We start from the raw sequence: 19,357 nt of genomic DNA, 5'->3' as shown, positions 1-19,357 counted from the left end.
CTACGCGGAACGGCATGCATCTGTAGCGGCGCGATTTATCGCGCAAAAAAAGGCGTCCGAGGACGCCTTCAAGGTCTTAGCCTTCAGCCTGCTGTGACTGAATCGCCGTCAGCGCGATGGTGTAGACGATATCATCCACCAGTGCACCGCGTGACAGGTCGTTTACCGGCTTGCGCATCCCCTGCAACATCGGCCCGATAGAAATCAGGTCAGCGGAACGCTGTACCGCTTTGTAGGTGGTGTTACCGGTGTTCAGATCCGGGAAGATGAACACCGTTGCACGACCCGCAACCTGCGAGTTCGGGGCTTTGGATTTCGCCACGTCTTCCATAATGGCGGCGTCATACTGCAACGGACCGTCGATCACCAGATCCGGACGTTTTTCCTGTGCGATACGCGTTGCTTCACGTACTTTCTCAACATCGCTACCGGCACCAGAGTTACCGGTGGAGTAGGAGATCATCGCCACGCGCGGATCGATACCGAAGGCTTTGGCAGAATCGGCGGATTGAATTGCGATTTCAGCCAGCTGTTCCGGGTTCGGGTCTGGGTTGATGGCGCAGTCGCCATATACCAGCACCTGCTCCGGCAGCAGCATAAAGAACACCGAAGAAACCAGTGAGCTGTTCGGCGCGGTTTTGATCAGCTGCAACGGTGGACGGATGGTGTTGGCCGTGGTGTGCACCGCACCGGAGACCAGGCCGTCGACTTCGCCGCTTTCCAGCATCATGGTGCCGAGCACCACGTTGTCTTCCAGCTGTTCCTGCGCGACCACTTCGGTCATGCCTTTGCTCTTACGCAGTTCAACCAAGCGCGGCACGTAGTTCTCACGTACTACTTCCGGATCAACAATCTCGATACCTTTGCCCAGTTCAACACCCTGAGCGGCGGCAACGCGTTGGATCTCGTCCGGGTTACCCAACAGCACACAGGTGGCGATACCACGTTCAGCGCAGATGGCAGCCGCTTTCACGGTACGTGGCTCGTCGCCTTCCGGCAGTACGATGCGTTTGCCCGCTTTGCGTGCCAGCTCGGTCAGTTGGTAACGGAAGGCTGGCGGCGACAGGCGACGGCTGCGCTCTGAGGTTGCCGTGAGTGATTCGATCCAGTCGTTGTTAATGTAGCTGGCAACGTATTCCTGCACTTTCTCGATGCGCTGTGTATCGTCAGCCGGAACTTCAAGGTTGAAGCTTTGCAGGCTCAGCGAGGTTTGCCAGGTGTTGGTTTTCACCATAAATACCGGCAGGCCAGTCTGGAAGGCGCGTTCGCACAGACGACCAATCCGTTCATCGATCTGATAGCCACCGGTCAGCAGAATGGCACCAATCTCCACGCCATTCATCGCGGCCAGACAAGCTGCGACCAGTACGTCAGGGCGGTCTGCTGAGGTCACCAGCAGGGAACCCGGACGGAAATGTTCCAGCATATGCGGAATGCTACGGGCGCAGAAGGTGACGGATTTCACCCGACGGGTATGGATATCACCTTCATTGATGATGTCAGCGTTCAGGTGGCGAGACATATCAATCGCACGGGTGGCAATCAGGTCAAAACTCCACGGCACACAACCCAGTACCGGCAGCGGGCTGTCGGCAAACAGCTGCTTCGGATCGATGTTGGCGATGCTGGCTTTGGAAGAGTCGTCAAAGATCTCTGACAGGTCCGGACGGGTACGGCCTTGTTCATCCACCGGGGCATTCAATTTATTGATGATCACGCCGGTGATGTTTTTGTTCTTGCTGCCGCCAAAGCTGCTTTGCGTCAGTTCGATACGCTCTTTCAATTGGGCCGGTGAATCGTTGCCCAGTGCGGTCACGAATACGATTTCCGCATTCAGGGTTTTAGCGATTTCATAGTTGAGCGCAGAAGCAAATTGATGCTTGCGCGTTGGCACCAGACCTTCAACCAGCACCACTTCGGCGTCTTTGGTGTTTTCGTGGTAGCGGGCGATGATCTCTTCCATCAGCACGTCCTGCTGGTTGGAACCCAGCAGCGACTCAACGCGTGACATCAGCAGCGGTTCGGCGGCTGGGATCGCGGAGTTCTTACGGATGATAGTGGTGGTCTGGTCCGGCGTATCGCCGCCAGCGCGCGGCTGGGCGATTGGCTTGAATACGCTCAGGCGCACGCCTTTGCGTTCCATTGCACGGATTACGCCAAGGCTGACGCTGGTCAGGCCGACGCTGGTGCCGGTTGGAATGAGCATAATTGTACGAGACACGTTATATCCTCTCTGGTATTGCAATGGCTCAAAACAACTCCGTCAGCCTGAGCTGACGGAGAGAAGCATTTATGCGGTAAGACGCGCAGCGTCTTGGGCGATGACCCACTCTTCGTTGGTCGGGATCACCAGGGCCGGGCGAGTCCCTTCTTTGTTAATGAAGCCAGACTTGCCGAAACGCGCGGCCAGGTTACGTTCGTGGTCCACTTCGAAGCCGATCAAGCCCAGTTTCTGCAACGACAGTTCACGTACCATCGCGGCATTTTCACCGATACCACCGGTGAACACGACCGCATCCAGACGGCCTTCCATCAGGGAGGTGTAGCCACCGATATACTTCGCCAGACGATGACAGAATACGTCCATGGCGCGTTTGGCATCTTCTTTAGTGGTGTAGTTATCTTCCACGTAACGGCAGTCGCTGGTCACTTCAGTCAGACCCAGCAGGCCAGACTCTTTGGTCAACAGTTTGTTGATGGCATCGACGCTCATGCCGAGGGTATCGTGCAGGAAGAACACGATTGCCGGATCGATGTCACCGCTGCGGGTACCCATCACCAGACCTTCCAGCGGTGTCAGACCCATTGAGGTGTCAACGCACACGCCGTTGCGGATTGCTGAAACGGAACCGCCATTGCCGAGGTGGCAGGTGATCACGTTCAGTTCTTCAACCGGTTTGCCCAGCATTTTGGCCGCTTCCTGGGTCACATAATAGTGACTGGTGCCATGCGCGCCATAACGACGCACGCCGTGCTCTTTGTACAGTTTGTACGGCAGTGCATAGAGATAAGATTCTTCAGGCATTGTCTGATGGAAAGCTGTATCAAAAACCGCCACATTCTTGTCTGACAGATGCGGGAAGTTTTTCATCGCTTCATCGATACCGATCAGGTGGGCCGGATTGTGCAGCGGAGCAAAGGAAGACGCGTCTTTGATACCCTGGATAACGGACTCATCAATCACGACAGAATGGGTCAGCTGTTCACCACCGTGCACGATGCGATGACCGATTGCAGCGATTTGTGCCGACAGCTCTGGTTTTTGTGCCAGAATAGTTTTAACAATGAAGTTGAGGGCTTCGCTATGCGCGGCACCCGCACCCAGAGGGGCTTCCTGTTTGCTACCTTCCAGTTTCCATTTGATGCGTGCTTCGGGCAGATGGAAGCATTCAGCCAGACCGGAGAGATATTCGTCGCCGCTGGCGGGGTTGAGGATGGCAAACTTGAGTGAGGAGCTGCCGCAGTTCAGAACCAGAACTAACTTCGTCGACATGGAAGTACCTATTGGTTAAATAGTGGCGAAAAATAACGCGATCAGACTAACAGCGTAGTCCATGAAAGCTGGTAAATTAATGATTAACATCATGCGGTAGTCAAAAAGAGACCGTTCCGCAAAAAATTTTGGTAATTTTACGCGAATTTTTGAAATCCGCTTAGCGAAACATGGCTCTAAACTGTTCTTTAATTGAGCAGAAGCTTCCGGTAATGTTGCTAAAACGGCGTCAGAATACTCAGTGTCACCCTTAAAGACAAAAACTTTTGAAGGATGTCACGTAAAGTTGTGTAGTTATCAGTTTATTTTAAATGTTGTAAGAATAGTTGAGGTCTATCATGGCGAATGACACTGACAATCCTGGCTGGTTCGGCTTATTTCAGCGCGGACAGCACTACATGAAGACCTGGCCAGCGGACAAACGCCTGGCACCCGTTTTTCCTGAAAATCGGGTGGCGACGGCAACGCGTTTTTCTATACGTTTTATGCCGCCGTTGGCCATTTTTACCCTGACCTGGCAAATCGCGATGGGTGGACAACTGGGACCGGCTGTGGCGACGGCGTTGTTCGCCTGTAGCCTGCCGATGCAGGGCCTGTGGTGGCTGGGTAAACGCTCGGTGACGCCGCTGCCGCCAACCTTACTGCAATGGTTCCACGAAGTACGGGCCAAACTGGAAGAGGCCGGACAGGCGATTGCCCCGGTGGAAGGAAAACCGACCTATCAGGCGCTGGCTGACGTACTGAAGCGTGCCTTTAAGCAACTCGATCGAACCTTTCTCGACGATCTTTGATCACCAGAGACTTTCGCCGCGACAGAATTCGCTGCTTATCTGGGGTCAAATCAAAGAAAAGTGGTGCGGACATACCCGCATCACTGCTGTTGTGCAATCATTTCTCCATTGGTTTAAATTTTAAACGGTCGCAACGACCCTGGAGAACATCATGGAAATGACCCACGCACAGCGGCTCATCCTGTCGAATCAATACAAAATGATGGCGATGCTGGAGCCGGATAATGCCGAACGCTACCGCCGTTATCAGACCATCATCGAACGCGGCTATGGCTTGCAACTGCGCGAACTCGACAAAGAGTTTGGTGAGCTGAATGAAGCGACCTGCCGCACCCTGATCGATATCATGGAGATGCATCACGCACTGCATGTTTCCTGGTCCAATCTGAAAGAGCGTTCGCAGATTGAAGAGCGTCGTCTGGCGTTTCTCGGCTTTGATGCCGCGACGGAAGCGCGTTACCTCGGGTATGTACGCTTTATGGTCAACACTGAGGGGCGCTACACTCAGTTCGATTCTGGTACTCATGGGTTTAATGCCCAAACGCCAATGTGGGAAAAATATCAAAGAATGCTGGCGCTGTGGCACACTTGTCCGCGTCAGTACCATTTAAGCGCGAACGAAATCGCGCAAATTCTCAATGCCTGAAGAAGGAGTAGCGAGTGACGTACAGAGGTTTTCTGTTTGATTTGGATGGCACGCTGGTGGATTCACTGCCTGCTGTAGAACGCGCGTGGACGCAGTGGGGCGCACGTCATGGTTTTTCAGCCCATGAAATCCTGAGCTTCATCCATGGCAAACAGGCGATCATGTCGCTACGCCATTTTATGGCAGGGCAGAGTGAGGAAGCGATTCAGGCGGAGTTTTTACGCCTGGAGAATATTGAGGCGTCGGATACGGACGGTGTACATGCCTTACCCGGTGCGCAGGCACTGCTGGCAACCCTGAACGAATTGCAAATTCCATGGGCGATTGTGACTTCGGGTTCGATTCCGGTTGCCCATGCGCGTCACAAAGCAGCGGGTCTGCCGGCACCGGCGGTGTTTATCACCGCTGAGAATGTCAAACGCGGTAAGCCAGAACCGGATGCTTATCTGCTCGGAGCCGAGAAGCTGGGGCTGACCGCGCGCGAATGCGTGGTGGTGGAAGATGCTCCAGCAGGGGTGCTGGCGGGGCTGAATGCGGGCAGCGCGGTGATCGCCGTGAATGCGCCAGCCGATACACCACGTCTTAGCGATGTGACCTTTGCGCTGACCACGCTGGAAGCGCTGGTGGTGACCGGTGACGGGCAGGGCGGTTTTACCCTGTCGCTGAACGCATAATCATCATCCGTAGCGGTGCGCCGCTACGGATCGGTTTTACAGTGGCGTATCCTGCGAAATCTCGTCGAGTGACAGGCTAAAGCTGGGAATAAACACCTCGACGAAGTAATCCATTTCCGGCGAACGACGTTGCGCCAGCGTTTTCTCCAGACGCGCTTTCGCCAGCAGGAACTCATTGTTTCCGGCTGACAGCTCTTCAAGACACTTCACGTAGGCGCACAGGGCATCGGCTTGTTTCACCACTGCCTGCTCGGCTTCGCTGTGCAGATGTTCATCCAGCAGCGGGCGGTAGGCGTCCTGCAATTCAGGCGGCAACATTTCAATCAATTTATGCTGCGCGATCTTCTCTATTTTCTTGTATTCGTGGGCGATTTGCGCGTTGTAGTACTTCACCGGGGTCGGTAGATCACCGGTCAGCACTTCACTGGCATCATGATAAAGCGCCAGCATGGCGATGCGCTCCGCGTTCAAATTACCGTTAAATTTTTTGTTCTTAATGATCGCCAGCGCATGGGCCACCATCGCCACCTGAAGACTGTGTTCAGAGACGTTTTCAGTGCGCACGTTGCGCATCAGCGGCCAGCGGTTGATCAGTTTGAGACGGGAGAGATGGGCGAAAAAATGGCTTCGGGTCATGAGCAGTTCCTGTCGTATAACGGGGAGAGAGGACTCTCCCCGAAATACCACAACTATACGCGTCTGCGGCTACTGACGATACCCTTGCAGGAAACGACCAAACTTACTGATAGCCATTTCCAGATCGTCGACGCGCGGCAGGGTCACAATACGCACATGATCCGGCCACGGCCAGTTGAACGCGGTGCCCTGAACCAGCAGTACTTTTTCCTGTAACAGGAAATCGAGCACCATTTTCTGGTCGTCGAACAGGTTGAATTTCTTCGCATCGATACGCGGGAACATATACAGCGCACCCTGTGGTTTCACACAGCTGACACCAGGAATATCATTGATCAATTCCCATGCGCGCTGGCGCTGCTCATATAACCGCCCACCGGGTGCGATAAATTCGCTGATGCTCTGATAGCCGCCCAACGCTGTCTGGATGGCGTGTTGTGCCGGTACGTTGGCACACAGACGCATTGAGGCCAGCATTTCCAGACCTTCAATATAACCTTTAGCGTGCTTTTTCGGGCCGTTCAGCACCATCCAGCCCTGACGGAATCCGGCAACGCGATAGGTTTTGGACAGGCCGTTAAAGGTGACAGTCAACAGATCCGGTGCCAGCGCCGCAATCGAGTGATGCTGGGCTTCGTCATACAGGATTTTGTCGTAGATCTCATCGGCGAAGATGATCAAGTTATGCTGACGCGCAATCTCGACAATTTCCAACAGCAGTTCTTTGCTGTATACCGCACCGGTCGGGTTGTTCGGGTTGATGATCACGATACCGCGCGTGCGTGGCGTGATTTTACTACGGATATCATCAAGGTCCGGGAACCAGTCCGAGGATTCATCACACAGATAATGAACGGCTTTACCGCTGGAAAGCGAAACGGCGGCAGTCCATAACGGGTAATCAGGCGCGGGGACCAACATCTCATCGCCGCTGTTCAGCAAGGCCTGCATGGCTTGCACGATCAGTTCGGATACGCCGTTACCAATATAGATGTCTTCAACGGTCATATCGCGCATTTCGCGCGCCTGATAATGCTGCATGATCGCTTTGCGTGCGGAGTAGAGACCTTTGGAGTCACAATACCCCTGCGCGCTGGGCAGGTTGCGGATGACATCAACCAGGATTTCATCGGGGGCTTCAAAACCAAACGGGGCAGGGTTGCCAATATTGAGTTTGAGAACTTTGTTGCCTTCTTCTTCGAGACGTTTCGCCTCTTTCAGTACCGGTCCACGGATGTCATAACAGACATTATCGAGCTTTCCGGATTTATCAATTTGAAAATTCATCGCTACCGCCTTAACGGGCAGAGTCCTTTTAACCTGCCACAAAAAACAAACCCGCCCAATTTACTCCTCTCCCCGTAACAAAAGAAGGGTCACCACAGGTTTTGGCGTGTTTGGCAATTTTTTAAGCTAGTGCTGGGTGAAAAGATATCTTAGACTAATTAAAGTGGTTTAATTGTCCAGTAAAGTAAAGAATGTTGAAATTTAATGCTGAGTGAGGTGAGGTGATCTGTAAACTCCTTTATCCAGACAATAATGGTGTGTTTTTAAAAATTTTTATTCACAACTGCGGTTGCAAATCATTAGCGACGTAATGAAATAGTTAAAGAATATTTGTCAGAAGCCGAATAAGTCATCATTCCAGGTACATCCTCCGCTGGCGTTAGAAAATGCGCTTCATTCTCATCGGGTTTCAATCGGTTAAATCAGGGATGTACCGGGTTAAGACGGCCCGGGTCAACCAGCTATAAAGAGCATTTGTGCTGAAACTTAAGCTTTCCCTGAGAAGTTTAGGAACCTGGGGGGCTTAAAAAATGAGCAGTGTTGTGGCAGGATGTGCTGGAAAGGGGTTTTGGTCAAAAATTACAAGGTTTGTGATAAAAACATTTCCCTTTCTGGTGCAAAAATGATTAAGTATAATTTATTATTTGATGCAGTTTACCTCTTCGCATCAGCATAACATGCAGTTATCATTTTTTTGATCCGCGGGTTTTTTGGGCGGAGAACCAGGCAACTACACAGCTTCCTGCATTTGCGCGATTTACGCTTTCGGCCCGAGAAGTTGTTCTGTCTTTGTGACGCCGCTGCTCTGTCTTCAGAGTGACGTAATCGTTGGAATCCGCCTGATACAGTTTTTTCATGACAGTCTCCACACAGGACTGTCATTAAGCACCATTATCTCTTATCCCAATGATAAGCAAGGTAATACACCAGGGTAGTAGTTTGTAAAAAATCTTATAAGTGAAGAAAAAACATGACTAATGCAAATCGTCCGATACTGAATCTCGACCTCGATCTGCTGAGAACTTTCGTCGCCGTTGCTGACCTGAACACCTTTGCAGCTGCGGCTGCAGCCGTGTGCAGAACGCAATCAGCAGTAAGCCAGCAGATGCAGCGTCTGGAACAATTGGTAGGTAAAGAGCTGTTTGCCAGACATGGACGTAATAAATTGCTGACGGAGCATGGCATCCAACTGCTGGGCTACGCCAGAAAGATCCTTCGTTTTAACGACGAAGCTTGTACCTCTCTGATGTACAGCAATATTCAGGGCGTGCTGACCATTGGCGCTTCTGATGACACATCTGACACCATCCTGCCATTCCTGCTCAATCGCGTGACGTCGGTCTATCCGAAACTGGCGATTGATGTCCGTGTAAAGCGTAATCCATTTATGATGGAAATGCTGAACCAGGGCGAAGTGGATTTGGTGGTGACCACCTCCAGTCCGGGTAACTTCACTCATCAGGTGCTGCGCACGTCGCCGACCTTGTGGTACTGCGCGGCTGACTACATCTTCCAGCGCGGTGAAGCGATTCCACTGGTGCTGCTGGATGAACCCAGCCCGTATCGCGACATGGCGATCGACCATCTGAACGAAGCCGGCATTCCGTGGCGCATCTCTTATGTTGCTTCCACATTGGCGGCGGTGCGTGCGGCGGTAAAAGCCGGGCTTGGCGTCACCGCACGTCCGGTCGAGATGATGAGTCCTGAGCTGCGCGTGATGGGTGCCGCGGAAGGTTTACCGGTGCTGCCGGATACCCAATATCTGCTGTGCCGTAACCCGGACAGCGATAACGAGCTGGCGCTGGCGATTTTTAATGCCATGCAGTCAACTAACGATCCGTACAACCTGAGCGCGAACCCGGACGGTACGCTGCTGCTGGATGACGAAGAGTAATCACATTTTGAGTCGATAATCGTTCTCAAATAGAACATCGGCCAATTGTTAAAACTCACATAAATAAGCCTTAGCCTGGTTTTTATCGGTTAAGGCTTTTTTTATGCAGTTTTTCTGGTGTTAATCAGGCGAAATTAGCACCAAATCATTCCCTGCCTTCCGAATAAATGAAATGCGTTCCATTTTTAATCGAAGTGGAATGATTTTATCATTTCGTGCCATCTTCTTCTGGGCGCTTGCCTGGCTCTTTTGCCGTTTTTTACAGCAAAAAGCACTGTTATGTGTTCTGGATCAAAAAAATAGCCCTGAAAAGGACAAGGAAATCCGGTTAATACCTGTCAAAATATGATTGTTAAATGCACGATCCATGCATGTGAATACCCGCTACACTAAAATTAACCTCACAAACTGAAGCGATTTAGCTGGCGCTATGGACCTTGTATGTTAATAATATGCTGCGGATGTAAAATAATGTTTGGATACTTTTGTCAAAGTTGACAAAAGGTTATAGAAAGGAGTAAAAAACCCCATAAAATTGCTGCTTAATTGATAATGACAGCAAAGTTTATAAGGTTTTTTATCCTTCCCTTGAATCGATGTGGTGTGTTTGCTGCGACAGTGCAGGATGCCAGCGCCACTTTTGATGAGTAAGCAAAGAGTATGTCGACAACCACTGAAGTGATCGCTCATCACTGGGCATTTATTGTATTTATCGTTATCGCGTTCGGTCTCTGTGCTTTCATGTTGACCGGTGGCTGGTTGTTAGGTGGACGCGCCAAAGCGCGCTACAAAAACACCCCATTTGAGTCGGGCATTGACTCGGTCGGTGACACCCATATTCGCCTCTCCGCAAAATTCTATTTGGTTGCGATGTTCTTCGTAATTTTCGACGTCGAAGCCCTCTTTTTATACGCATGGTCGACCTCCATTCGCGAAAGCGGTTGGGTCGGCTTTGTCGAAGCCGCAATTTTCATTTTGGTGCTGCTGGCAGGCCTGGTTTACCTGGTTCGCATCGGTGCGCTGGATTGGGCGCCTGCGCGTCGTCGCGTTGTCGTCAAATCGGTCCCGATCAGTCACAGCCACACCAACCCTCATAAGCAGTAAAAGCGAGGCAAAAAGATGGACTACACGCTGACACGCGTAGACCCAAACGGGGGCGATAACGATCGCTATCCGCTGCAAAAACAGGAGATTGTCGCCGATCCTCTGGAGCAGCATGTTCACCGCAGCGTCTACATGGGCAAACTTGAGCATGCCCTGCACGACATGGTGAACTGGGGGCGTAAAAACTCTCTCTGGCCGTACAACTTCGGCCTTTCCTGTTGCTACGTGGAGATGACCACGTCATTCACTGCGGTGCATGACGTGGCGCGTTTTGGTGCGGAAGTTATGCGTGCCTCCCCGCGTCAGGCTGACTTCATGGTGATTGCCGGTACGCCCTTTACCAAAATGGCACCGGTGATTCAGCGTCTGTATGACCAGATGCTGGAACCGAAGTGGGTCATCTCGATGGGTGCCTGTGCCAACTCTGGCGGTATGTATGACATCTACTCCGTGGTGCAGGGCGTAGATAAATTCCTGCCGGTGGATGTGTATATCCCAGGCTGCCCGCCGCGCCCGGAAGCTTATATGCAGGCACTGCTGCTGTTACGCGAGTCCATCGGTAAAGAGCGTCGTCCGCTCTCGTGGGTGGTGGGTGATCAGGGTGTGTATCGCGCCAATATGCAGTCGGAACGCGAAAGAAAACGCGGTGAACGCATTGCCGTCACCAACCTGAGAACACCCGACGAAGTGTAAGCTACCCGTACACGGATGGAGCCACGGCCGCAGCAGAACACCACAATTTAATGTGAGCCGCCATCCTGACGCCTTCTTTTGAGTGCCTGATTACAGGCCGGAATGGTGAGTAACGTATGACAGATTTAACCACGCAAGATCTCGCTCAGCCTGCATGGCAAACCCGGGATCACCTGGACGACCCGGTGATCGGCGAGCTGCGTAACCGTTTTGGGCCGGACGCCTTTACTGTTCAGGCCACCCGCACCGGCATCCCGGTGGTTTGGGTGAAACGCGAACAAATACTGGAAGTGATTGAATTCCTGCGTAAGCTGCCGAAGCCTTACGTCATGCTTTATGATTTGCATGGCATGGATGAGCGTTTACGTACCAACCGCGCCGGGTTACCTGCCGCGGATTTTTCCGTTTTCTATCATCTGCTATCCATTGAACGCAATCGCGACATCATGCTCAAGGTCGCGTTGTCTGAAAATGATATGCATCTGCCAACCATCACCAAGATTTTCCCGAATGCCAACTGGTATGAGCGCGAAACCTGGGAGATGTTTGGTATGACCTTTGATGGTCACCCGCATCTGACGCGCATCATGATGCCGCAGACGTGGGAAGGGCATCCGCTGCGCAAGGACTATCCGGCGCGCGCCACCGAATTCGATCCCTTCACGCTGACCAAGCAAAAAGAAGACCTTGAGATGGAGTCGCTGACCTTCAAGCCGGAAGATTGGGGCATGAAGCGCAGCACCGCCAATGAGGACTTTATGTTCCTCAACCTCGGTCCGAACCACCCGTCTGCGCACGGTGCGTTCCGTATCATTCTGCAACTGGATGGCGAAGAGATTGTCGATTGCGTCCCGGATGTCGGTTACCACCACCGTGGTGCCGAGAAGATGGGCGAGCGTCAGTCCTGGCACAGCTACATCCCGTACACCGACCGTATCGAGTATCTCGGCGGTTGCGTCAACGAGATGCCGTATGTACTGGCAGTCGAAAAACTGGCCGGTATCACCGTGCCGGATCGCGTCAATGTGATTCGCGTGATGCTGTCAGAGCTGTTCCGCATCAACAGCCACCTGCTGTATATCTCTACCTTTATTCAGGACGTCGGCGCGATGACGCCGGTGTTCTTTGCCTTTACTGACCGTCAGAAAATCTATGACGTGGTGGAAGCTATCACCGGTTTCCGTATGCACCCGGCATGGTTCCGTATTGGCGGTGTGGCACATGATCTGCCGAAAGGTTGGGAACGTCTGCTGCGTGACTTCCTCGACTGGATGCCAAAACGTCTGAAAGAGTATGACAAAGCGGCGCTGCGCAACCGCGTGTTGATGGGCCGTTCACAGGGCGTTGCGGCGTACAACATGGACGAAGCACTGGCCTGGGGCACCACCGGTGCGGGTCTGCGTGCCACTGGTCTTGATTTTGACGTGCGTAAATGGCGTCCCTATTCAGGTTACGAGCATTTCGATTTTGAGATTCCGGTCGGTGCGGGCATCAGCGATGCCTACACCCGCGTGATGCTGAAAATGGAAGAGATGTGGCAGTCGCTGCGTATTCTGGAGCAGTGCCTGAAAAACATGCCGGAAGGTCCGTTCAAAGCGGATCACCCGCTGACCACGCCGCCGCCGAAAGAGCGCACGCTACAGCATATCGAAACCCTGATTACCCACTTCCTGCAGGTTTCCTGGGGTCCGGTGATGCCGGCCAACGAATCCTTCCAGATGATTGAGGCAACCAAAGGGATCAACAGTTACTACCTGACCAGCGACGGCAGCACCATGAGCTACCGCACCCGCGTGCGCACGCCGAGCTTCCCGCATCTGCAACAGATCCCGTCGGTGATCCGTGGCAGCCTGGTATCCGACCTGATCGTTTACCTCGGTAGTATCGATTTTGTTATGTCAGACGTGGACCGCTAATTATGCACGATCAAAAAATTGCCATCCAAACGATCGACCCTAATGAGGTCTTTGTGCTGAGCGAGGCAGAACACCACGCGATTGAGCACGAAAAACACCATTACGAAGATGCGCGCGCGGCTTCGATTGAAGCCCTGAAGATCGTGCAGAAACAGCGTGGCTGGGTGCCCGATGGCGCGATTAACGCCATCGCTGAGGTACTCGGTATTCCGGCCAGTGACGTGGAAGGGGTTGCGACGTTCTATAGCCAGATTTATCGCCAGCCGGTTGGCCGCCATGTGATCCGCTACTGCGACAGCGTGGTGTGCCATATCACCGGTTATCAGGGCATTCAGGCCGCTTTAGAACAAAACCTGCACATCAAACCGGGCCAGACTACGCCAGACGGCCGCTTTACGCTGCTGCCGACCTGTTGTCTGGGTAACTGCGATAAAGGCCCGACCATGATGGTGGATGAAGACACTCACGTGCATCTGACGCCGGAAGGTATCGCCACTTTACTGGAGCAGTATCAATGACCATCAAACAGATCATTCGTACTGCGGAAACGCATCCCCTGACCTGGCGTCTGCGCGATGACAAACAGCCGGTGTGGATTGATGAATATCGCAGCAAAAACGGTTACGTCGGTGCCGAGAAAGCACTGAAAGGCATGAGCCAGGATGAAATCGTCGCCACCGTGAAAGACTCCGGTCTGAAAGGTCGCGGTGGTGCAGGCTTTAACACCGGCCTGAAATGGAGCCTGATGCCGAAAGATGAATCCATGAACATCCGTTACCTGCTGTGTAACGCCGATGAAATGGAACCGGGCACTTATAAAGACCGCCTGCTGATGGAACAAATGCCGCACCAACTGGTGGAAGGCATGCTGATCAGTGCGTTTGCCCTGAAAGCGTACCGTGGCTACATCTTCCTGCGCGGTGAATATATCGAAGCAGCGGCCAACCTGCGTAAAGCCATTGCCGAAGCCACCGAAGCGGGCTTTATCGGTAAAAACATACTCGGCACCGGTTTTGATTTCGAGTTATTCGTGCATACCGGAGCGGGTCGCTACATTTGTGGTGAAGAGACGGCGTTAATCAACTCACTGGAAGGGCGTCGCGCTAACCCGCGTTCCAAGCCACCGTTCCCGGCCAGTGCTGGCGTCTGGGGCAAACCGACCTGTGTTAACAACGTTGAGACGCTGTCGAACGTGCCGGCCATCTTCCTTAATGGGGTGGAGTGGTACAAGAACATCTCAAAAAGTGAAGACACCGGCACCAAAATGATGGGCTTCTCGGGTCGCGTGAAAAATCCGGGTGTCTGGGAGCTGCCGTTCGGGACTACCGCACGTGAAATCCTTGAGGATTATGCCGGTGGTATGCGCGATGGCCTGAAGTTCAAAGCCTGGCAACCGGGCGGTGCGGGCACTGACTTCCTGACTGACCAGCATCTCGACCTGCCGATGGAATTTGCCAGCATTGGTAAAGCCGGTAGCCGTCTGGGAACCGCGCTGGCGATGGCCGTGGATCACGAGATCAGCATGGTCTCGCTGGTGCGCAACCTGGAAGAATTCTTTGCCCGCGAATCCTGCGGCTGGTGTACGCCGTGCCGTGATGGTCTGCCGTGGAGCGTGAAAATCCTGCGCGCGCTGGAGCAAAAGCAAGGTCAGCCGGGGGATATCGAAACCCTGCAACAACTTTGCCGTCAGCTTGGCCCAGGTAAAACCTTCTGTGCGCACGCGCCGGGTGCCGTCGAGCCGCTGCAAAGCGCGATTAAATATTTCCGTGAAGAGTTTGAAGCCGGCATTGCGCCGCAGGTGTTTGGCAATACCCGCGCTATTGGCGGTATTCAGCCTAACCTGCTGAAAGCGCGCTGGTAATCAGCCGCCGTACACGGATTACCCTGTGGCGAGAGCATCGCGGCAGGGGAAAGAAAGAGATGTTTAACGCTCGTCCCCGGACGGGCCTTACGGAAGCATATTCACTATGGCTACAATCCATGTAGACGGTAAAGAGTATGATGTGAACGGGGCGGACAACCTGCTACAGGCTTGTCTCTCCCTGGGCCTTGATATTCCTTATTTTTGCTGGCATCCGGCGCTGGGAAGCGTGGGTGCCTGCCGCCAATGTGCGGTAAAGCAATTCCAGAATGCCGAAGATACCCGCGGTCGCCTCGTCATGTCCTGCATGACGCCGGCGTCGGACGGCACCTTTATCTCCATCGACGATGGCGAAGCGAAAGAGTTTCGTGAAAGCGTAGTGGAATGGCTGATGACCAACCATCCGCATGACTGTCCGGTGTGCGAAGAGGGCGGTAACTGCCACCTGCAAGATATGACGGTGATGACGGGCCACAGCTTCCGTCGCTATCGCTTCACCAAACGTACCCATCAGAATCAGGATCTCGGTCCGTTCATTTCCCATGAAATGAACCGCTGTATCGCCTGTTATCGCTGCGTGCGTTATTACAAAGATTATGCCGACGGCAAAGACCTGGGTGTCTACGGTGCGCATGATAACGTCTACTTCGGTCGTCCGGAAGACGGCACGCTGGAGAGCGAATTCTCCGGCAACCTGGTTGAAATCTGTCCGACCGGGGTGTTCACCGACAAAACCCACTCCGAACGCTACAACCGTAAGTGGGATATGCAGTTTGCGCCGAGCATTTGCCAGCAGTGCAGCGTGGGTTGTAACACCAGCCCGGGCGAGCGCTATGGTGAGCTGCGTCGTATCGAAAACCGCTATAACGGCACGGTAAACCACTACTTCCTGTGTGACCGTGGTCGCTTTGGTTATGGTTACGTCAACCTGAAAGATCGCCCACGTCATCCGGTGCAACTGCGCGGTAATGACTGGGTCACGCTGAATGCTGAACAGGCCGTGAACGCGGCGGCAGATGTGTTGCGTCAGGCGAAAAAAGTTATCGGTATCGGTTCCCCGCGCGCCAGCATTGAAAGCAACTTTGCGCTGCGTGAACTGGTGGGCGCAGAAAACTTCTCCACCGGGATGCCGGCAGGTGAGCAGGCGCGCCTTGAACTGATGCTGAAAGTGCTGCGTGAAGGTGGCATCTATACCCCGTCACTGCGCGAGATTGAAAGCTACGATGCGGTGCTGGTGCTGGGTGAAGACCTGACTCAGGTCGGTGCCCGTGTCGCACTTTCGGTGCGTCAGGCGGTGAAAGGTAAAGCACGCGAAATGGCAGCGGCGCAGAAGGTGGCCGACTGGCAGATTGCGGCGATCCTGAACATTGGTCAGCACGCGAAACACCCGTTGTTCGTGACTAACGTCGATGAAACCCGTCTGGATGATATCGCGGCATGGAGCTACCGCGCTCCGGTGGAAGATCAGGCGCGTCTGGGCTTTGCGATCGCCCACGCGCTGGACGACTCTGCGCCAGCCGTGAACAACTTTGATAAGTCTCTCGACGGCAAGCTGGATGTCGTGGTGCAGGCGCTGGCAGGGGCGAAAAAGCCGCTGATCATCTCCGGTACTCACTCTGGCAGCACCGCGATGATTGAAGCGGCCGCCAACGTGGCTAAAGCCCTGAAAGCACGCGGTGCGGATGTCGGTATCACGCTGCTGGCGTCAGCCGCTAACAGCATCGGCCTCGGCCTGATGGGTGGCGCATCGCTGGATAGCGCGCTGGCCCAACTGAGCAACGGTGAAGCCGATACGCTGGTGGTGCTGGAAAACGATCTTTACCGTCACGCGCCGAAAGCGACGGTGGATGCGGCGCTGGCGAAGGCTGACAACGTGATTGTGGTTGATCATCAACGCACTACGACACTGGAAAAAGCCAACCTGGTGTTCTCAACCGCCAGCTTCGCGGAAAGTGATGGCACCTCGATCAACCACGAAGGCCGCGCCCAGCGCTTCTTCCAGGTTTTCGATCCGGCTTACTATGACAACAGCGTGGTGATGCTGGAGAGCTGGCGTTGGCTGCACTCGCTGCACAGCACGGTTGAAAGCCGTCAGATTGACTGGACGCTGCTCGACCATGTGATTGATGCGGCGGTGGCTGCTCTACCGCAACTGAAAGGTATCAAGGACGCGGCACCGGATGCCAGCTTCCGTATTCGCGGACAAAAACTGGCGCGTTCACCGCATCGCTACAGTGGTCGTACTGCTGCGCGTGCCAACATCAGCGTGCACGAACCACGCCAGCCGCAGGATAAAGACACGATGTTCGCCTTCTCAATGGAAGGGAACAACCAGCCGGGCGCTGCGCGTTCGCAGATCCCGTTCGCCTGGGCACCGGGCTGGAACTCCCCGCAGGCGTGGAACAAATTCCAGGCCGAAGTGGGTGGCAAGCTGCGCAATGGTGATCCGGGCGTGCGCCTGTTTGACGCTGCGGACAGCGTACTGCCGTGGTTCAGCGCGATTCCGGACAGCTTTGTCGGTGGCAGCCAGTGGCGTGTCGCGCCTTACTATCAGCTGTTTGGTAGCGAGGAGATGACCCAGCGTTCTCCGGTATTCCAGAAACGTATGGCCCCGGCCACCCTGGTGATTAACCCGGCCGATGCGGAAAAACTGGGCGTCAACAATGGTGCTGCGGTGGAGCTGGTGTGTGCCGGTGAAACGCTGCGCCTGCCAGTGCGCTTCTCCAGCGCGTTGCAGGCCGGGCAGGTTGGTCTGCCGCTGGGTATGCCGGGCGTACCGCCGTTCCTCTCCGGTGCGCAAATTGACAAATTGCAGGAGGCGGCGCAATGAGCTGGCTGACACCGGACGTTATTGACATCCTGATTAGCATCGTCAAAGCCATCGTCATCTTGTTGGTGGTGGTGGCTTGTGGTGCCTTCATGAGTTTTGCCGAGCGTCGTCTGCTCGGCCTCTGGCAGAACCGTTACGGACCGAACCGTGTAGGTTGGGGCGGCTCGCTGCAATTAGCAGCGGACATGCTGAAAATGTTCTTTAAAGAGGACTGGGTTCCGCCCTTTACCGACCGTTTTATCTTTACCCTGGCACCGGTGATTGCGTTTGTTTCGCTGCTGCTGGCGTTTGCCATTGTGCCGGTATCGCCGACCTGGATGGTGACCGACCTGAACATCGGTCTGTTGTTCTTCCTGATGATGGCCGGTCTGGCGGTGTATGCAGTGCTGTTCGCGGGTTGGTCGAGTAACAACAAATACTCGCTGCTGGGCGCAATGCGTGCTTCCGCGCAGACCCTGAGCTATGAAGTGTTCCTCGGTCTGTCGCTGATGGGCGTGGTGGCTCAGGCCGGTTCGTTCAATCTGAACGCCATCGTCGAAAGCCAGGCTCACCTGTGGAACATCATTCCGCAATTCTTTGGCTTCCTGACCTTCTGTATCGCTGGCGTTGCGGTGTGTCACCGTCACCCGTTTGACCAGCCGGAAGCGGAACAGGAACTGGCCGATGGTTACCACATCGAATATGCCGGGATGAAGTTCGGTCTGTTTTTCGTGGGTGAATACGTGGCGATCACCACCGTTTCAGCGCTGATTGTGACGCTGTTCTTCGGTGGCTGGCAGGGGCCGTTCCTGCCGCCGTTCATCTGGTTCGCCATTAAGACCGCGTTCTTCATGATGATGTTTATTCTGATTCGTGCTGCGCTGCCGCGTCCACGCTATGACCAGGTGCTGTCGTTCGGCTGGAAAGTGTGTCTGCCGTTGACGCTGTTGAACCTGCTGGCGACCGCCGCAGTGATTCTGTCTGCGCAGTAAGGGGTTTTGAGATGACTTTAAAAGATATTGTCGTTGGCTTCGGCACGACAGTGCGCAGTATCTGGATGATAGGCATGCATGCCTTCGCCAAACGCGAAACCCAGATGTACCCGGAAGAGCCGGTGTACCTGCCGCCGCGCTACCGTGGTCGTATTGTACTGACGCGCGACCCGGACGGCGAAGAACGCTGTGTGGCCTGTAACCTGTGCGCGGTCGCCTGTCCGGTCGGCTGTATTTCGCTGCAAAAAGCGGAAATGCAGGATGGCCGCTGGTATCCGGAATTCTTCCGCATCAACTTTTCACGCTGCATTTTCTGTGGTCTGTGCGAAGAAGCCTGTCCGACCACCGCTATCCAGCTGACCCCGGATTTCGAACTGGGTGAGTTTAAGCGTCAGGATCTGGTGTACGAGAAACAGGATCTGTTGATCTCCGGTCCGGGTAAATATCCGGAGTACAACTTCTACCGCATGGCGGGTATGGCAATTGACGGCAAAGGGAAGGGCGACGCAGAAAACGAAGCCAAACCGATCGACGTCAAAGGCTTGTTACCTTAAGGAGCCA

17 protein-coding genes are annotated in these 19,357 nt (G+C 54.1%); 12 read left to right on the top strand and 5 right to left on the bottom strand.

What is annotated here, in order from left to right:
• Positions 1–76 precede the first annotated feature (76 nt).
• A complete protein-coding gene (gene pta, locus PAT9B_RS13795) occupies positions 77–2,221 on the bottom strand; it encodes a phosphate acetyltransferase (protein WP_013509894.1) in 2,145 nt (714 codons plus the stop codon).
• A gap of 69 nt (positions 2,222–2,290) precedes the next feature.
• The gene (ackA, locus tag PAT9B_RS13790; RefSeq protein ID WP_013509893.1) at positions 2,291–3,493 is read right to left on the bottom strand and encodes an acetate kinase; all 1,203 of its coding nucleotides are present in this window, start codon (positions 3,491–3,493) and stop codon (positions 2,291–2,293) included.
• A 338-nt stretch (positions 3,494–3,831) separates the two neighbouring features.
• On the opposite strand from ackA, the gene yfbV reads away from it, so the two are divergent.
• The 3 genes from yfbV (at position 3,832) to PAT9B_RS13775 (ending at position 5,604) form a co-directional block, all read left to right on the top strand.
• On the top strand, positions 3,832–4,284 hold the full coding sequence (gene yfbV, locus PAT9B_RS13785) for a terminus macrodomain insulation protein YfbV (protein ID WP_013509892.1): 453 nt from the start codon (positions 3,832–3,834) through the stop codon (positions 4,282–4,284).
• A gap of 151 nt (positions 4,285–4,435) precedes the next feature.
• Positions 4,436–4,930, top strand: a complete 495-nt coding sequence (locus PAT9B_RS13780) for a YfbU family protein (RefSeq protein ID WP_013509891.1) — start codon at positions 4,436–4,438, stop codon at positions 4,928–4,930.
• A gap of 14 nt (positions 4,931–4,944) precedes the next feature.
• Complete coding sequence (locus PAT9B_RS13775) at positions 4,945–5,604, top strand: sugar phosphatase (protein WP_013509890.1); 660 nt, start codon at positions 4,945–4,947, stop codon at positions 5,602–5,604.
• Positions 5,605–5,640: 36 nt separating this feature from the next.
• On the opposite strand, the gene yfbR is transcribed toward PAT9B_RS13775, so the two are convergent.
• From yfbR to PAT9B_RS30950, 3 genes are all read right to left on the bottom strand, one after another.
• Positions 5,641–6,240, bottom strand: coding sequence for a 5'-deoxynucleotidase (gene yfbR, locus PAT9B_RS13770; protein ID WP_013509889.1), 600 nt, complete (start codon positions 6,238–6,240; stop codon positions 5,641–5,643).
• A gap of 69 nt (positions 6,241–6,309) precedes the next feature.
• Positions 6,310–7,527: a pyridoxal phosphate-dependent aminotransferase gene (locus tag PAT9B_RS13765; protein WP_013509888.1), complete on the bottom strand. Its 1,218-nt coding sequence runs from the start codon at positions 7,525–7,527 to the stop codon at positions 6,310–6,312.
• 686 nt (positions 7,528–8,213) lie between these two features.
• Positions 8,214–8,384, bottom strand: coding sequence for a hypothetical protein (locus tag PAT9B_RS30950; protein ID WP_013509887.1), 171 nt, complete (start codon positions 8,382–8,384; stop codon positions 8,214–8,216).
• 113 nt (positions 8,385–8,497) lie between these two features.
• Between PAT9B_RS30950 and lrhA the strand changes: the two genes are divergently transcribed.
• The 9 genes from lrhA (at position 8,498) to nuoI (ending at position 19,350) form a co-directional block, all read left to right on the top strand.
• Positions 8,498–9,421 carry a transcriptional regulator LrhA gene (gene lrhA, locus PAT9B_RS13760; protein ID WP_007889314.1) on the top strand — a complete coding sequence of 308 codons (924 nt, stop codon included), beginning with the start codon at positions 8,498–8,500 and terminating at the stop codon, positions 9,419–9,421.
• Between the two features lie 660 nt (positions 9,422–10,081).
• Positions 10,082–10,525 (top strand): NADH-quinone oxidoreductase subunit A, encoded by a 444-nt coding sequence (locus tag PAT9B_RS13755; protein ID WP_013509886.1) that lies wholly within the window; start codon positions 10,082–10,084, stop codon positions 10,523–10,525.
• Positions 10,526–10,540: 15 nt separating this feature from the next.
• A complete protein-coding gene (locus PAT9B_RS13750; protein WP_013509885.1) occupies positions 10,541–11,218 on the top strand; it encodes an NADH-quinone oxidoreductase subunit B family protein in 678 nt (225 codons plus the stop codon).
• 116 nt (positions 11,219–11,334) lie between these two features.
• Positions 11,335–13,134, top strand: coding sequence for an NADH-quinone oxidoreductase subunit C/D (gene nuoC, locus PAT9B_RS13745; RefSeq protein ID WP_013509884.1), 1,800 nt, complete (start codon positions 11,335–11,337; stop codon positions 13,132–13,134).
• A 2-nt stretch (positions 13,135–13,136) separates the two neighbouring features.
• Positions 13,137–13,652: an NADH-quinone oxidoreductase subunit NuoE gene (gene nuoE / locus PAT9B_RS13740; protein WP_013509883.1), complete on the top strand. Its 516-nt coding sequence runs from the start codon at positions 13,137–13,139 to the stop codon at positions 13,650–13,652.
• Between the two features lie 2 nt (positions 13,653–13,654).
• Complete coding sequence (nuoF, locus tag PAT9B_RS13735) at positions 13,655–14,995, top strand: NADH-quinone oxidoreductase subunit NuoF (protein ID WP_190274665.1); 1,341 nt, start codon at positions 13,655–13,657, stop codon at positions 14,993–14,995.
• Positions 14,996–15,101: 106 nt separating this feature from the next.
• Positions 15,102–17,825 carry an NADH-quinone oxidoreductase subunit NuoG gene (gene nuoG, locus PAT9B_RS13730; RefSeq protein WP_013509881.1) on the top strand — a complete coding sequence of 908 codons (2,724 nt, stop codon included), beginning with the start codon at positions 15,102–15,104 and terminating at the stop codon, positions 17,823–17,825.
• Positions 17,822–18,796 carry an NADH-quinone oxidoreductase subunit NuoH gene (gene nuoH, locus PAT9B_RS13725; RefSeq protein WP_013509880.1) on the top strand — a complete coding sequence of 325 codons (975 nt, stop codon included), beginning with the start codon at positions 17,822–17,824 and terminating at the stop codon, positions 18,794–18,796. The genes nuoG and nuoH overlap by 4 nt, the downstream gene beginning before the upstream one ends.
• An 11-nt stretch (positions 18,797–18,807) precedes the next feature.
• The gene (gene nuoI, locus PAT9B_RS13720; protein WP_013509879.1) at positions 18,808–19,350 is read left to right on the top strand and encodes an NADH-quinone oxidoreductase subunit NuoI; all 543 of its coding nucleotides are present in this window, start codon (positions 18,808–18,810) and stop codon (positions 19,348–19,350) included.
• Positions 19,351–19,357 lie beyond the last annotated feature (7 nt).

This window comes from Pantoea sp. At-9b, from assembly GCF_000175935.2.
In the GTDB taxonomy this organism is placed as follows: Bacteria; Pseudomonadota; Gammaproteobacteria; order Enterobacterales; family Enterobacteriaceae; genus Pantoea.
Note: the sequence above shows the minus strand (reverse complement) of the source record. Positions and strands in the feature narration are given on the sequence as shown.